Annotated in this window: 11 protein-coding genes, 1 tRNA gene and 3 pseudogenes; 12 read left to right on the top strand and 3 right to left on the bottom strand. The window is 51.1% G+C overall.

The genetic code is table 11. From position 1 onward, the window contains the following. Positions 1-156: pseudogene (locus HK11_RS12220) on the top strand (IS5/IS1182 family transposase); the annotation flags it as partial. A 146-nt stretch (positions 157-302) separates the two neighbouring features. Here HK11_RS12220 and HK11_RS09335 read toward each other — a convergent pair. Continuing rightward, positions 303-1,121 carry an EcsC family protein gene (locus HK11_RS09335; RefSeq protein ID WP_086555084.1) on the bottom strand — a complete coding sequence of 273 codons (819 nt, stop codon included), beginning with the start codon at positions 1,119-1,121 and terminating at the stop codon, positions 303-305. 508 nt (positions 1,122-1,629) lie between these two features. On the opposite strand from HK11_RS09335, the pseudogene HK11_RS09330 reads away from it, so the two are divergent. Both HK11_RS09330 and HK11_RS09325 read left to right on the top strand, forming a co-directional pair. After that, positions 1,630-2,712 (top strand): annotated as a pseudogene (locus HK11_RS09330) (IS5 family transposase). A 188-nt stretch (positions 2,713-2,900) separates the two neighbouring features. Then, the gene (locus tag HK11_RS09325) at positions 2,901-3,524 is read left to right on the top strand and encodes a hypothetical protein (RefSeq protein ID WP_086555083.1); all 624 of its coding nucleotides are present in this window, start codon (positions 2,901-2,903) and stop codon (positions 3,522-3,524) included. Positions 3,525-4,057: 533 nt separating this feature from the next. Here the strand turns inward: HK11_RS09325 and HK11_RS12215 are convergent. Continuing rightward, positions 4,058-4,201 (bottom strand): annotated as a pseudogene (locus tag HK11_RS12215) (IS630 family transposase); the annotation flags it as partial. Positions 4,202-4,493: 292 nt separating this feature from the next. On the opposite strand from HK11_RS12215, the gene HK11_RS09320 reads away from it, so the two are divergent. Beyond that, positions 4,494-5,591 (top strand): hypothetical protein, encoded by a 1,098-nt coding sequence (locus tag HK11_RS09320; RefSeq protein WP_086555082.1) that lies wholly within the window; start codon positions 4,494-4,496, stop codon positions 5,589-5,591. A gap of 307 nt (positions 5,592-5,898) precedes the next feature. On the opposite strand, the gene HK11_RS09315 is transcribed toward HK11_RS09320, so the two are convergent. After that, positions 5,899-5,990 (bottom strand) — tRNA-Ile (locus HK11_RS09315). A gap of 75 nt (positions 5,991-6,065) precedes the next feature. On the opposite strand from HK11_RS09315, the gene HK11_RS12210 reads away from it, so the two are divergent. The 8 genes from HK11_RS12210 (at position 6,066) to HK11_RS12730 (ending at position 15,547) form a co-directional block, all read left to right on the top strand. Continuing rightward, positions 6,066-6,377 (top strand): hypothetical protein, encoded by a 312-nt coding sequence (locus tag HK11_RS12210; RefSeq protein ID WP_143216381.1) that lies wholly within the window; start codon positions 6,066-6,068, stop codon positions 6,375-6,377. Positions 6,378-6,702: 325 nt separating this feature from the next. Continuing rightward, the gene (locus tag HK11_RS09305) at positions 6,703-7,227 is read left to right on the top strand and encodes a hypothetical protein (RefSeq protein ID WP_143216380.1); all 525 of its coding nucleotides are present in this window, start codon (positions 6,703-6,705) and stop codon (positions 7,225-7,227) included. Between the two features lie 227 nt (positions 7,228-7,454). Next, a complete protein-coding gene (locus tag HK11_RS09300) occupies positions 7,455-8,255 on the top strand; it encodes a hypothetical protein (protein ID WP_086555079.1) in 801 nt (266 codons plus the stop codon). Positions 8,256-8,278: 23 nt separating this feature from the next. Beyond that, on the top strand, positions 8,279-9,052 hold the full coding sequence (locus HK11_RS09295; RefSeq protein ID WP_143216379.1) for a hypothetical protein: 774 nt from the start codon (positions 8,279-8,281) through the stop codon (positions 9,050-9,052). Beyond that, positions 9,049-9,333 (top strand): hypothetical protein, encoded by a 285-nt coding sequence (locus tag HK11_RS09290; protein ID WP_086555077.1) that lies wholly within the window; start codon positions 9,049-9,051, stop codon positions 9,331-9,333. Before HK11_RS09295 ends, HK11_RS09290 begins: the two co-directional genes overlap by 4 nt. 2 nt (positions 9,334-9,335) lie before the next feature. Beyond that, positions 9,336-13,358: a MobF family relaxase gene (gene mobF / locus HK11_RS09285; RefSeq protein WP_086555076.1), complete on the top strand. Its 4,023-nt coding sequence runs from the start codon at positions 9,336-9,338 to the stop codon at positions 13,356-13,358. 243 nt (positions 13,359-13,601) lie between these two features. After that, on the top strand, positions 13,602-14,792 hold the full coding sequence (locus tag HK11_RS09280) for a hypothetical protein (protein ID WP_143216378.1): 1,191 nt from the start codon (positions 13,602-13,604) through the stop codon (positions 14,790-14,792). Positions 14,793-15,088: 296 nt separating this feature from the next. Then, positions 15,089-15,547 (top strand): helix-turn-helix domain-containing protein, encoded by a 459-nt coding sequence (locus tag HK11_RS12730; RefSeq protein ID WP_369822946.1) that lies wholly within the window; start codon positions 15,089-15,091, stop codon positions 15,545-15,547. The last annotated feature ends 160 nt before the right edge of the window (positions 15,548-15,707 follow it).

Raw genomic sequence — 15,707 nt, 5'->3', positions numbered from 1 at the left:
CTGTTTGCTCACCTCAAGCGCATTTTGAAGATCGATCGGTTGAGGCTCAGAGGACCAAACGGCGCCCGTGATGAGTTCCATCTCGCCGCAGCTGCCCAAAATCTCCGCAAAATGACGAAACTGATACCTCCCGGAACACCTGCCTTATCCACCTGAGGCAAGAAAGCTGCACTTATGTCGAAGTAGCTTGGCAACACTTTCACTCTTCACCATGAGTTTTTCAACACTATCGGGGGATAGTGGTCAGTCTGCTTTGCGGCGCGATCATGCAGAAGCAGACATCATCCAAAACTGCACTCGTTCTAATTATTCGATTTTTCGATTATAAATCGTTCTCTATATAAGTTGTGAGCTGATTCGCAGACTTTGGATACGTAATAAGCATTAAATCCACCACCCGCCACGGCGCCCATGGCAGGAACAACTTGGGCAAGTTTAGATTTTGTTAGTCGAATTCCTAGCTGTTTTGCGATTTCCTGGACCATCTTCACAAACACGCTTTTCTCGAGCTCTTTCCAAGTCGCTTTCTTGGCAATATCTCCGGAGATTTTTGTAAGCTGTGCCATTGCCACAGCTTTAGCCGTGTCTGTTGGGCTTGAGGCGAAACTAATTACGTTGAGGGCGTATATTCTTTCTTTTTGATTATTTACGTCAAAACCGTAATATGTTGCATACTCGCCGACTGCACGTAGACACCCCAAGAGGAGGGTGGGAACGTCAATCGCAAGACCAGGAAGCCCTACCGCCCCGGCAACAGCTCCTTCTGCCGCGAGTAATCCTTTGTATTTTGATGCAAGCCATCCAACGGTAAGGTCGACCTTCTCGAGGTCTAACTTACTAATGTCGCTTAGATTTTCGACATCATGCCCGTCGCCTCGAAACTCTTTAAATATAGCGGACGAGTCGACGCTCCACTGAGCAGCATCGTTCGCAAGCTCAAGAACACCCATCATTATCTTTTTTAAAATATCCCCAACCCATGGGGCACTCATTATAGCGTCCCCCGCCAAGTCAAGAGGCTTGTTTATGGCGCTTAATGCGGATGATAACCAAGATTTATCGGGGTTTTTCCACTGCCTTATCTCTAAAAGAGCATTTTCTTCGTACGCCGATAGCATCATATTAAATAATCTCAATATATTGACTGTACTACATACCCTATGTGTCGCGAAAAATCGGATGAGGCAATTTGAAATTTTTTGCTACTGATGGATTGTCTTCTTGTATCTTCGACACTGCTTTTCGAACCGACGATTTCTGCGATGATGTAAGCAAAGACGGCATGGGATTATACCTCGACCCTCTCAAGGGTTCAGCAGTTGCACAATGGTGTGCTAGAAATTACCGACATTGCAAGTGACGCCCGTCACGACCATGCACTGGTCCTGTCGCCGCGATCAGCGTGTCGCGTCCCGACTACGTGTCGACACATGCAACCGGGCATATTCCTCTCCTCGTCCGAAACATGGCTGACGGTCGCCTATATTAACAGGGTTTTACGAAAACCAATCAGGTCGTTTTTTGAGTCAGGCCGTAACTGCAAAAACAGGAAGGTGGAGGGTTCGAAAAACCCTCTGGTTTTGAGGCTGCCTTTGTGATTCCATTTCCCCCGAGTTGATTGGGGTATGGATCATGAAGCAGGCGGGATTTTTTGACGTTGAAGAGAGGCTTGCTCGATTGAGCGGGCTCGGTGATCAGCTCGAAGCATTTTCCCGGACTGTGGATTTTGAGGTGTTCCGCCCTGACCTGGAGAAGGCTCTGGCGTATTCTGACGGAAGCAAAGGCGGACGACCGCCATTTGATCCTGTGTTGATGTTCAAGATCCTGATGATCCAGACGCTGAACAATCTGTCTGATGAGCGGACAGAATATCTCATCAACGACCGCCTGTCGTTCATGCGTTTCCCTGGGCTGGGGCTTTCAGATCGGGTGCCGGATGCCAAAACGGTCTGGCTGTTTCGTGAGCGCCTGACGCAGGCGGGAGCGATCGAGGGTCTGTTCAACCGCTTTGACGCAACCCTGCGGAACGCCGGTTATCTGCCGATGTCCGGCCAGATCCTGGACGCCACGCTGGTAGCGGCTCCAAAGCAGCGGAACACCAATGCAGAGAAAGCGGATCTCCGGGCAGGACGTATCCCCGAAGACTGGCAGGACAAGCCGGCAAAGCTGTCGCACAAGGATCGTCATGCATGATGGACACTGAAGTTCACGAAGGCGAAGCGGCAGGATGATGGAACCATGCCATCCAGCGCTCTCGCCATCCCGTTCTTTGGCTATAAATCGCATGTTTCCATCGATCTGAAATACCGGTTCATCCGGAAATGGAAAACAACGCATGCTGCCGCCAATGATGGCGCGCGATTGAGAGAAGGGCTGCTGGATAAAACCAATACGGCCTCAAGCGTCTGGGCTGACACGGCCTATCGCTCCAAAGCCAGTGAAGACTTCATGGAGGAGCAGGGCTTTGTCTCAAAGGTTCACAGGAAAAAACCGCATCTTAAGCCTATGCCCCGGCATATCCAGAGATCCAATGCAGGGAAGTCGGTAATCCGATCCCGCGTTGAGCACGTCTTTGCCGATCAGAAATCACAGACCGGACTATTCATCCGAACTGTCGGTATCAGCCGAGCCATCATGAGGATCGGGCTGGCCAATATCGTCTACAACATGCGCCGCTTCCTCTTCCTCGAGAGATTGAACGCGAGCGCGTAGTCATTCAGCGGGGTACAGCCCCAATCTGCTCAAAACGCAGGGCAGAGAGCATCGTAAAAACCGTCAATCAAATCGCCAAAACCCAGAAATTACTCGCCAAGCACATCAATCAAGGGTTCTTCGATCCCTTCAGGTGCCTTATGAAAGGCAAACCCGCATAAACAACATACATACAGGAAGAAATTTACATGCCCCGACACTTGATTGACGCAGCAATAAATACCTTAATTCACGAAAACTCCGTTTTGTTTCATCACGGACTTCATGAGCAGACTCTGGTCGGTCGTCTGTCTTGCTGCCTACAAACGGCCGCGATTGAGGACGAAGATTTACAAGGATATTACGCCGACGTTGAGTATAATCGCGCTAAAGACGGCGTCTACAAGGGAATACAAGCTGCTGCGGATAATAACAACGAGCAGAGACGCCAGCGGGTTTTTGTTGACCTAGTCCTGCACGGGAGAGGTCTGCGAGGCAACAGAGAAAATATTATATGCTGTGAAATGAAAAAACGTTCAATCAAAACCGCGTGGATCACCCCCGAACAAGCCGCCACAGATATCTTTCGAATCGAATCGATTGCCTATGACCAAGAAAAACTTCTAACTTTTACTTCTGATGGAAATCCTCACAACGTAGGTGGAGATGTGGTTGGCTACGAAATAGGCGTTCTAATTGTTCCTCGATACGACTCTGAAGGCGAGCGTAACGACCTTGTGTCGAGAATTCAGGAAGTCTTTGTACGTTATTACGCTCAAGGAGCTGTTCTTGAAGGACAGGATCGAATCATCGGAGTTCCAGCCCCCTTGTGACCTGCGGCAGAGAATGTCTGATAATCTAAAGGTCCTTTGCAAACAGGGCTTGAAAGGCTTACACTCACACATAGATCGTAAAAATACTCTCGAAATATCTATGTGACCCGCTCCGGCTTTGGCGGAGAGCAGTCGGCCAAAGTTAGGTTGCCGTGGGAATGTGGTCCAGAGCGGCATAGAGCTATTGCTCTGCTTCGGCTTACGTGAGGATACGGCGTTCCTTGAACCAGTCGCTTCATTAGAGGGATGAGTCGTGCCGGGATTGACGGAAGTTGATCTTAATGTGCCATGAGCCACGTCCGCTTCGGGTAGAGGTGCCGTTGCACCCCAATGTCTGAAAAGAGGCGACTGCCGCCGGTCTGCTTCAAATTCATTGAACAGACCGGCGATTAAGCGGGGAAAGCGGATGATCATTTATCGGGAGGAAATGATCGAAAATAACTATTCGCATAGTTTACGTTCTTGAAGGCTACCTACCCCATTAAACCCAATATTTTTCGTGCTTAGCTCTGGGTAGAGGCTAATACCAACGGTTATAGACACGGACCTATGTGAGCCCACTTTCTGAGTCCGATAGATCGGATGGTATCAGGGAGGGCGGCAAGATTGTTCTACGCGGAACAGGCGGCATCAATGATGTGATCGATGCCGTCGAAGACGGTGTTGGACAGCCAGTTTACTGAGCGACGAGTTTTCGACGTTTTGAGGCAACGTGCAATTCTCTGTCTACCAGAAGACCTACCGCACTTGGGTCATCGCCTTCGACGTGCGTATCCAGATAATGCTACTGGCATACAGTGCAAGTCCCGTGGCTAAGTTTCTAATAGCGAACTGTTGGAACCTGCGCGTCGGGTGAGATGAGCTGCCAAGCATAATTTAGCAAACTGCCTTACTCTTGCTCCGATAACATTTGTGTTCTTAATTAGCAAAGATTACATAAGCCACTAATTAACAGTAAATGGAAATAAAATGAGCGAAAAAATTTCCTATGAACCTTTTTTTTGTTTTATAAACAAATTAAAAGAAGAAGAAAGAAAAACCGGGAACAGGCACCTACTAGACTTTCATTTTTATAATGCAACAAATATAGCTTTGTCTATATCGAAAGCAATATCTGATATAGACAATAGGGAAAATGGAATAAAATCCAAACTAATTCAAAGCTTTCTCGATATAAAATATAAAAAAGAACTGTCTTTGAATGAAAAAACGAAGCGTTTTGAGCAATTAGTCCAATTAATCTCAGAAGTATCTGTATTGCAATGCGTCTGTAATATTGATTGGCCTGCGGGATCTACTTTTGAATATGAACCAAAAGCACCCAACGGTAAACGTCCAGAATTCAAGGTGGAAACTGATAATACTACTTATATTTTTGAAGTAAAGGCTCCATCTCTAATTGACCACAAAGCAAAAAGGACTAATAATATATTCCAAATGCCATATAGGTATCACTCAGAAATATTTAAAAACGTTAAAGAATTATATGGTGGCGTCACGCTTCCAAAAGATAACCCAATTAAGGATTTCCTATTAAGCGCACAAGATAAATTTTCGTCTTTCTCAAAAGAAAAAGAAGTAATATCTATACTCGTAGTGGTTTGGGACTCACATATGTATGAAGCCACTGCTCCTCTTGTAAATCAATTTAATGGGCTATTAACCGAAAACAATTGGTTCGGAATTGAAAAAATTAAAGATGTTGATGGTGTTATTGTAGTAAATAAGATGGACTATATTATTAATGACTTAATGTCGCAGCATGTCACGGGAATTCCTGGAAATATAGAGATAAAACAAGGTGATATGCCAAACGTATTTGCAGCTAATGTACGAGGAAAGAAAGTCCCAGAATTTATTATTTCAGCATTCAATTCCTTTGATGCAAGCCACATCAAACCGGAGGACTGGATTGGCGCAGACTATGCTCCTTTGGATATGGTAATGTGGACTCAAATGCCGCAAATAAAAAAAGTAAGTTCTGAGGAATTTTCAAATAAAATACAGATTCCTTACAAACAGAAGCTTATGATCACGACGACTTTAACGCCTCCGTATCTTGAATGACGCCAGAACTACCATGTGCTTGCCTCGATGATCCGTGCCAAGTCCCAGCTTATGCCGTCTGTGATCATGATTGTACCGCGCATAGTCTCTATGAGCATCGCCGAAGCGGAGATGCCGTCCTGTTATCTAACCTCGGAAAACGCCTCTCCAATCACCTGCTCCAGGCAGACTTATGAGCGCCGCTATATGATTGAAACTTAAGGAAAAAGTGAAGGGGTCGAAAAACCTCCTTTTCTAAGTTAGGCATCTGGACAATGCGTCTCAAACCAAAAGCCCGCTCAACGGCAACTACCGGAGCAGGCTTTCAAATAGGGAGTGGGATTCGAACCCACGATACCTCCTACTAAGAGGTATGCCAGTTTATCAGACTGGTGCCTTTAACCACTTAGCCACCCCTCCACACGCGTTCTTTAGCGCTTCAGGGATAACCCTTGTATCACAAAATTTTCGTACGTGAAAGCGCTTATTGTACAAATGGAGCTTTCCGCCATTCCGCAATCCCTCTTTGCCTTAACGAAAGGAAAGACAGAGAGCTGTGATGATCGAAAACCATTTGGATCTGAAACTACAGCAAACTGTCTGCTTCTCGGCTTGCGCCATGATATTTCGAACGGCCGGAATGAGGCGAAAGCTGCCGTCAATTATGCAATCCTCGGACGCTTACCTTTCGTCAAAACTCCTGTTCCTGTTTCTACGAGCCGGCCTCATAGACTGTTTCGCGAAATGCGCACCAAAGGTGCCTTGGTCTGTAGTCATTTTTATGCAGGATTTCTGTCACGGATCTGATGCGCACAGGAAGCGTTTCTGTAACACCTATGATCCGGGTTGCAGCGCCGATTTTCGTCAGTTGAAGCTGACGGGAAGAAAGACCTGTCTTGGGGAGACGGGTGATCGTGTCGGATCCGGAGAATTCTGTAGTTCACATGAATAAAAGACTATTTTCACAGAAAATGTCATAGGGTTTTGTATCAGACGATCATCAGATTCCATTTTAGTTTTCTGGTAACGATCGCTGGGGATATGCAGGACATCTGTCCGCTCTGGTGCAGACCGTGCGCTGGCGCAGCACGCAGTCATGGATATTGGATGACACATGTTACGGGAGGCTGCAATGACCAGGAAGGCCAACGATGATATCGGGAGTCTGATCCGCAGCGCCCGTCGTGCATCTGGACGAAATACGCTGGCATTTTTTATGAAAGATCATTTTTCCGATCTCCAGAAAGAGATCGGAAACCGGGCGGACTGGCGTATGCTGACAGAATTTTTTATCTCCCGCGGGCTAAAGGATGCCTCTGGCCAGAGTCCGTCACCGGATACCGCACGTCAGACCTGGTATCGCCTGCGCCGCAGACTTGCACACGAAAAGCATACCATCCGCGAGGCTGTATCGCCGAGAGTGCGGTTCCCTGACGCTGGCGCGCTTCAAACTGTTACAAGCCCGGCGCAATCGTTTTCAGCGTCAGGTCGTCCGGCTGGAAACTCTGCCACCAGCCATGCTGCACCCCGCCCGGACGCGGCGATCACCGGCAGTTCCCGTTCCGCAGAAGACAAACTGCGGAGAGCACAGGAAAGGATTCGTGCGGGAACACTGAGTCTGCCACCCCGGATCGGACCGGTCGGCTCTGATCGGTGATACATCACAGCGATGTGAAGTTTGTTTCGATAATCTTTCCCATATCTGATCAGTCCCATTCCTGGCACAATGAGACATGAGCTGGCACATACAGAAACAGAAGTATAAAATTCATCATTTCATTTTCATTTCGATTTTATATTGTATTGTATAATATAGTTATTGATTATTTTTTGTGTTTCATGATGTTTGTGCAGACAGATCACAAGACACGAAAGAACACTTTCATGGAATCTGATGCGCTGCACGATACTGATGACGGCAGGTTATCTTATGACGAAAATCAAACTGTCGAAACAGGTCAGATTTTCCTCTTCCCGACAGGGCGCGGCAACAGAGGAAAAAGCTTCTTCACACGCTGGGCGGTCGAAGAAGCCCGAAATGCGGGACGAGAAGTGATTGTCGCAGACGGAGACTGCACGAATCAGACACTCGCAACGTATTTTCAGGATGCATATTCACCACCGTCGGCCGATCAGGTTTCGATTACGAAATGGTTTGAGGGGCTGGTGCAAAAACAAATTGAAACACGAAAATCACTGATTGTCGACTTCGGAGCGGGCGATCGGACGCTCAAGCACGTAGCGCATGAATTATCTCTTGTCTCTTTCCTGCAAAATCTTGGGGTACAACCCGTCGCCATCCATTTCGTCGGACCGGATACGGATGATCTCGCATATTTACAATCGTTCGAAACCGACAAGCTGTTTGCCCCCGATGCAACAATTATCGTTTTCAATCAGTTCTGTGTTCCACCACACATACCACAGGCGACGGCATTTTCTGACTCGATCGAAAAAAGCGACATCATACGACAGATTCTCGATCGTGGTAGTCAGATCGTAGTTATGCCGACATTGGGATGCGCACATGAAATCGAACGCCGCAGGCTCAGCTTCATGAGAGCTATCGATGGCAAAACAAAAGATAACCTGCCTCCCCTTGGCCTGATCGATCGGCAAAGAACAAGGATGTGGCGGGACAATATGAAAAAAGCATTTTCGGAAGTGCAGCACTGGCTTCCATAAGGTGCGGAAAGGAGAACATGGATATGCCCGTTTCTACCTCTCCTTTCATGACGGAGAATGATGAAACATCGCAGACAGGACAGTCACTGATTGAAGTGGCACGTCACCACGGAATGCGGGACGATGATCCTGTTATGCCACTCATTGTTGCGTGGCAGGCTTCGCTCGAAGCACTGCGCAATCAACAGAGCCATCTCGGTGAACTTTATATCAAGGCAGAAAATGAAATAACGTATGCATTGCATAAAAGAATTGAATTTTCTGAGAAGGAGACCGAGCGGCTGAACACTCTCGCAGCGACACTTCAGGTCAAAATGGTTTCAGATATCGGCAATATAATCGCAAGAGAAAGTGAAAGTGCATTAACAAAACGGGTAAAACTCATTGAAGCGCGGACTATCTGCATTCTTGTAGCGACGTTGCTCATCGGAGTCATTGCGACTTACTCAATAGGCCACTGGCACGGATATAATGCTGGTGCTGCGGATAAAGCGCACGAAGCCGAACTCACACTCACTGAATTTCGATCCACCGCAACAGATGCTGCAAAACTGTTTTTCGGACGGCCAAAGGAGCTGGAGTTATGGGCGCAGATTATCCGTCTCAATCGGCTGGGTGATACGCATAGTCTTGATAATTGCTATAAGAATACATTTTTTAATTTTGGTGGTTTTGCGGATCAACTGGGATGCTGGCTTCCTGTCAGGATCCCGGTTCCACAGGGCCATCCGCCAGATATGACGATCCCGCTACTGGCACCGAAAGGACCACCGTCTTCAGAGGCGATCTGGCGATGAAAACTGAGAAGAATCAACTTCAGGTTCTTGTTGAGAGTTTGCGTGCGATAAGCGAAACACAGGAACTTCACGGAAAGATGCTCGTCGCTCTGGTGCATGCTCTGGACGGCCCCGGAACCGGAGAAAGTGAACTTCTCACAGTTCTCAAAGATATTTCAGTTACATTGAGATATCAATGTCAAAGTGTAGAAGCACTCAATGACCGACTGACAAATTTACCCGCGCTGATGATGCACACTCTTGAAGCCGAGCTGCCCGGCATTCTGGATGAAGGACCATAGCGGTGCTGACGTATCGCACCGGTGTTGCGGGCGTGCCTTCTGCTGCCGTGTTTATGGCAGATCATCTTCTGGAGCAGACGGTCCCGGCTTCGCAGGCGGCCCTTGCGCGTTACTATAACCAGACTCCTTCTGCTGAAAAGAATGATGTTTCTACAGCTGAAATCGGAAACGACATCGAACCCGACATGCTGGGTCTTCTGGGCCTGACGCCTGGTCGTGCTGTCAGACGCGACGGGATCGCCTGCCTTCTGGCGGGCCTGCGTGCGGATGGAAAGCCTGTCGAGGGCAAACAGATTCAGGCAGGCAGCAGAAGTATTGCGGAGAGCCTTGGATTTTCCGGTGAGGACTGGCCGGATGAAAAATGTCTCCGACAGGCATCGGATCTGCTTTGTGGCTCCGGCGACGATTTTATCTCTGGCATGCAAAGCCAGAGCAGAAGAGCAGCAGAACGTCTTTTCAGTCTGTATGGTATTCCTGCCGGATGTCAGCCTGATGCAACGCTTTTCGTCCGGCTGGCAGCGGGCAGGAGCTTTGACGGTAAGCCACTCGACAGACGCAGTTTCCTGGACGCTGTCACCGCCTCGAAAGCAAGGATCGGTTATATTGATCTGACGTGGTCTGCCGACAAGTCCGTTTCACTCGCCTGGGCTTTTGCCCGGACCCAGGCCGAACGGGCCATGATTCTGCAGGCTCACCGTGATGCCGTGGATACCGTCATGCGACAGGTGCGCCATGAAATCGGTCGTGCCCGCAAGGGCAAGGCTGGCAAAAAGGGCTATGAGGCCGGACAGATCGGCTGGTTGCGCTTCGATCATTTCACAAGTCGTCCGACCGTTGAGCTGCCCGATGTTGATGCAGTATCCGGAGAGTCCTTTACGCGCCGCTTTACCCTTCGCGTGCCGGGAGACCCGCAGCTTCATACTCATACGGTCGTTCCCAACGTTGTACTCACCGAAAGCGGCCGTGTCGGCGGACTGGATCTCAAACGACTTTCAGGGCGGGTCAAGGAACTCGGGGCGCTGTATCAGGCTTTTCTTGCGCAGAATCTGCGGGCGCTTGGTGCGGAAGTCGAACTCGATCGCAAAACGGGAGCCGCACGTCTGATGGTGGTTCCGGAAACTGTCCGTGAGGCATTTTCAAAGCGTACACAGGGCGGACTTTTCGCCGCTCGTACTTATGCAAAGGCCCAGGGTCTCGACTGGGAATCCCTTGATGAGTTCCGCCGTATCGCCCTGCTGAAACAGGGGACGCAGGGTGATCCGCGTCAGGTCAAACAGGATGATCTTGCTGATTTTGAAGTGTGGCAACGTCAGGCTGACGCGCTCGGCTGGACAGTACCGCTTTTCGTGGGGAAAGCCGACCGGTCCGCAACACAGGCATCCGTAGCACATGAGCATGTGGAGGCAGCGTTCGCTCTGACCTGCGATCTGCTTGCGGAACGGTTCCGGCAGAAAGCCGTGCTGGAAGAAAGTGATGCCCGCATCTGCGCGGTGCGAGCTCTGGTCGAAACCGGTATCCGGGACGCTGGCGATGTCGCTGCCGTGCTTTCCATGCTGGCAGCACGTCGTTTCCGGCATGACGGGGCGGAGACATCCCTGATCTGGGTGGAGGACATCGACCCTGTGGGAGAGAGACGTCTGCGTGTCACAACACAACTCCATGTCGATCGTGAAAATGACCTGATCCGACTGGCGCGTCAGGCAGCGTCCGACCGGAGCGGGGCATTATCTGCCGGACAGATCGAGGCAGGCATCGCCGCGACGGGTCTGGATTTCAATGGGGAGCACGGGGAAAGCCAGCGTCGCGCCATGCACGCTCTGGGAGCAGAGGGTCGGCTGTCGGTTCTGGTCGGCGTCGCGGGCTCTGGCAAAACCACGCTGCTCAGACCTCTCGTGCAGGCCTGGCATCAGGCGGGTCGCACAATCTGGGGCACGGCGGTAGCCTGGCGTCAGGCGGAAGATCTGGCTGGTGCGGGGATCGACCGGGAGAATCTCCGTGCAACACATCCTCTTTTAAAAGACATCCAGGAAGGCAGGATTACTCTGGATGCCGCCAGCGTGGTCGTTCTTGACGAGCTGAGCCTGCTCAGTACGACCCAGCTTCTGGATCTGTTGCGTGCCCGCGGTGAAACTGGCTTTCGTCTCGTGATGATTGGCGATCCCCTGCAATGTCAGGCGGTGGAGGCCGGACCCGTTGTTGATCTGCTTCGGCGTGCTCTTGGCACTGACGCCTTGCCGGAACTGCTCACAAGCGTCCGCCAGCAGAGTGAACGCGAGCGGACCACAGCTCTCATGCTGCGCGACGGCAATACACGGGAGGCCCTGCAGCGGAAATGGGCCGATCAGACACTTCTGATGGCATCGGGAGACAGTGGAACAGTCATGTCCCGCATCGCGGATCTCTGGCTGGAGCGCTATCAGTCCGGTCGGGCACGACAGAATTTCTCACTAACGGTCAGCGCGCCGACCAATGCAGAGGCACGGAATCTTGCGCGCGTCATTCGGGAGCGTCGCCGCCAGATGGGTGAAATTGGTGAGGATGCCACCGTGGTTGAGGCGGTCGATCAGCACGGCGTTACATATGACATGACACTGGCTGTGGGAGACCGCGTCAGACTGTTTGCCCGCACAAACTGTCATCGCACCGATGGGAAGCGGGGGATCCTTGGAAATAACGGCAGTGTACTGAGAGTTATCGCGATTGATTCTGATGGCATCAGTTTGCGTAACGGTCAGGGTACGGAAGGTTTCGTGACATGGAAGACCCTGGCTGCTCCAGACAGCGGTCGTATCCGCCTTGGTTATGGAGATGTGCTCTCCATTGATGCCACCCAGGGTTTGACGAGCACCGAACATATTGAGGCTATGCCGTGCGGTTCAAAGGCTATAGATGCCCATCGTGCTTATACACAGGGAAGCCGGCATCGGGAGCGGACCTGGCTGGTCACCTCGGAAGGGGCGGAGCGCCGGGAGATCGCCGGTCGTCGCCCACTGGGAGATTCGCGACCCATCAGGCAGGCCGATATTCTTGACAACATGGCGCGCAATATGAAGCGACGGGATAAAAGATCATCCGCCCTCGGACTGCTTGATAGCGTGTGTGAGGTGCGCCAGCAGACCCTTCGCGACTTTCAGGGAGCAATGCTGTCAGTCGAACGGCGCAGCGCGGCGGGAAACCCTCCCACTCTGACCCCGGCTATTGCCCGCCATCGCCGGAACCAGTCCGCTGGGCCTGTATATCCGCTGGCAGATGCCATCAGGGAGGAACTGTCCGGCATAAAGGCCGCAACCGGCAGGACAGAGACGCTGGTTTCAGCCTTTGTAAAAGACCTTACCAGAGGTATGGGACAGGTCTTTGGAAAATTCCGTGACAGACTGCGTCACTGGCGCCTGCGCAGGGCGCTCGGGGAAGCCCGGCGCCGGACAGAGAATGGTGCGCAGACTCTCTGGCGCCGGGTCGAACGCGAACTGACGGAAGAGGATATCCCCGAATGGGGCTCCGACGCATATTTTGGCTCCGTTGCAAAGGCGGAGATGGAACGGAACGGCTCTATTTCAATGGCGCGTGCCGCCGCTCTCCACGAGGGCGAGATGTGGCGCAAACAGGATGCCCGCCGACTGGATCCGGCGGGAAACGGTGTTGTATCGCGCCGTGTCGACTGGCTTTTCCAGTTGGCAGGTATCGGGAATGCAGCCCCGGATAATGTCCTGTCTATCATTCTGCCCACGCGTTCTTCCGACAGAACGGGTGTTTTTGATTCTCTCCGCGACGATCTTCATGATATGGGAATCGATGCAGGCCGTGACGCTGATGTTCTTCACCTGAAAAAGGAGGAACTGTCCAACGCACTTGCGGCTTTTGAGGTTGAAGCTGTTTGCGCAGTGTGCGACCGTCTTCTTCTGGCGCGTTTTGCGCGCCGGACGCGTCCGGCTGATCATGAGCGCAGCAGGATTATCCAGCAGGAACCGCACAGGGTCGTACGGGCATCATCACGCAGGAGAAGCGGACCGGATCTGACGGACTGACCGGACTGCGGGGAAACGGTTCTGTCCATGAGAAAAACAGGAAAAACGTCGGAAAAAGTTACAGTTTTCTTCGATGTCAATCAGCCAGGTGAGAGCAACAATTTTGCTCTTCAGGGTCTCCTCGTCGCAGCCGAAAGGAACTTTACAGCCGGGCGTCGAAGCAGGCTGCAGAAATACGGCAGCATGTGGTCGGATAGCCGTGACAGATCATCTCCTGTCACGGACGACTGTCTCCATCTGGAAATGATGCTTCTCGAACGGCAGCATCTGCAGTTACTGGCCTGCCAGCGCACATCGGGGCGACAGTTCCTGGATTTTCTCAGGCCGTTCGACCTCCGGACACTGGATGACCTTGGATCGGTCAGGCGGAAGCTGCACGATCAGATCCACGCACAGCCGCTCAGCAGTCTCGACAAGGCTCTCGAACTCCAGAACCTCTATCAGGAGCATGATCTCTGGCGGTTGCAGATGCAAATTGCCGATATCGGCACGAGGCTGAAAACGGCCATGCCACGGTACGGTTTTTCAGAATACAGTGCGATCCGGTCCACCATCATTGAGGAGGGTTGCCGCTACATTGGTCGGGCGGTGCATATCGCCGCCCGTCTGTCACTGCATCATCCCGACATACCCATATCGTGGGAGCGTTGCCTGCACGTGTTTCAGGCTGGTCGCAGGGGGATTGATCCATTCAGTACTATTGATGATTATGTCATGGAGCCCTCCACTCCCTCGCGCCTGCTAAGAAAAAGAAGACTGAAAGCCAGGGAGAGAGAAAAGACTCATCTCAGCAAACGTACCCTTGCCGAGATGCTTAAACATTTCAGACCGGTCGCGCATATTCTTGCCGCCATGGACGTTCTGGCCTGCCGTGCCTATCTGCCGATACATCCCACGAACGACGTGTGGCCGCCCTATCGCCCGACATGTGAAACTGATCCTGGCTTCCTGACAGCGGGCCGGAGTTTCATGGACGATCCACGGGATGGGGGCATGACCCGGGCGACACTTGGGTATGCGCTGTGGTTTCAGGACTGGGGTCTGAAAAAGCCTTCTGCCCCGGGAAGCCGGGCTCTGTTCCAGGCTGCGGATATTACGTGCCTGCAAAGCGATCTTTTTCTGCCAGAGGTGATCGGGCACGAACTGGATTTCATTCGGGATAACGGGTCCATTGCACGGCGGGACCCGGTTTATGGCTACATTTATGATCCACACCTGTATGACGATCGGACAAAGGACGTCGCCGACACAGCAGGTATCTCCGCTCCCGGTTTATCTTCCCCTGCTGTCTCTCCGGTAGCAACAGACATGGGAGAAAAAGAAAAATCTGCGTGCATGAAATCACCAGTTCTGATTCTTCCACCACTTCCCAAAGAAATTCTTGGCATGCTGCGCGATTATAAACCGCAGCATAGCAAGCAAAAAAACTCCTGACGTAGCCCATGCGACACAGGCGGCGTGTGCCCAGCGCGGTCTGTAAAGCAGAATTCAGTTCTTTTTCTTCGCGAACCGGTCGGACCGGACGCGGGAACGGGAAAATCTCTCTCCAGTCTGTTTTTGCAGAATAACAGCAGAAAATACGAGTGCGATGTGACCGGAGTGGCAGGCCGCGACATTATGCAGGGCTATTTTTTGTTTCGATAACGAAAAATGCAACGGTTTTTGCAGTTTTTGTTTCCATTACCCGCATCGAAGCTGCCTTCAACGAAGTTCGGGTTGAAAGTAGAGAGATGCAGGACACATTCGATTTTCCAGAAATAATTCTGATCAGAAATTCTGCTGATTTCTTCGGATTTTCACGCGAAACAGCATACAGACTTGTCAGATCCGGCGATATTTTATCATGTCGCATTGCAGGTCGACGGCTGATTACATCGCATTCTGTACGCGAATTTATCGTCAGGCAAGTGAGAGCACAGTCTTCGATTGACCAAAATGCAGACTGGTTCAGAAACTTTATGATATCTTACCGCAGTCTTCCGGTCATTCTTTCCATTTCAAAAGTCAGCAGCTGCTTCGGTATTTCACGCAGGTCAGCATATCGTCTTTCTGCATCAGGAAAAATAGTAACGATCCAAATAGGAAGATCACGTTTTATAATAACTGAAAGTATTCATCATCACATTCAGAGATCCATTACATCCGCTCAGAAAAGTGTCGGCAATCCGGTTGTGGATACGTGCCCATGAATCGCGCGCTATCGCCCGGACGAACCGGTGTAAGCTCAACACTCGGGAACAGGCCCATCGACTCTGGCTCAGGACAGCGAGCCGTGGTAATCTCCAGAAAAATGCACAACTGGCAGGTTCAGGACGATCTGCCGCCAGAAATCCCGGTCGACAAAGCGGA

This window comes from Acetobacter sp. DmW_043, from assembly GCF_002153485.1.
GTDB lineage: Bacteria > Pseudomonadota > Alphaproteobacteria > Acetobacterales > Acetobacteraceae > Acetobacter > Acetobacter thailandicus.
This window is presented reverse-complemented; position numbering and strand designations above follow the sequence as displayed.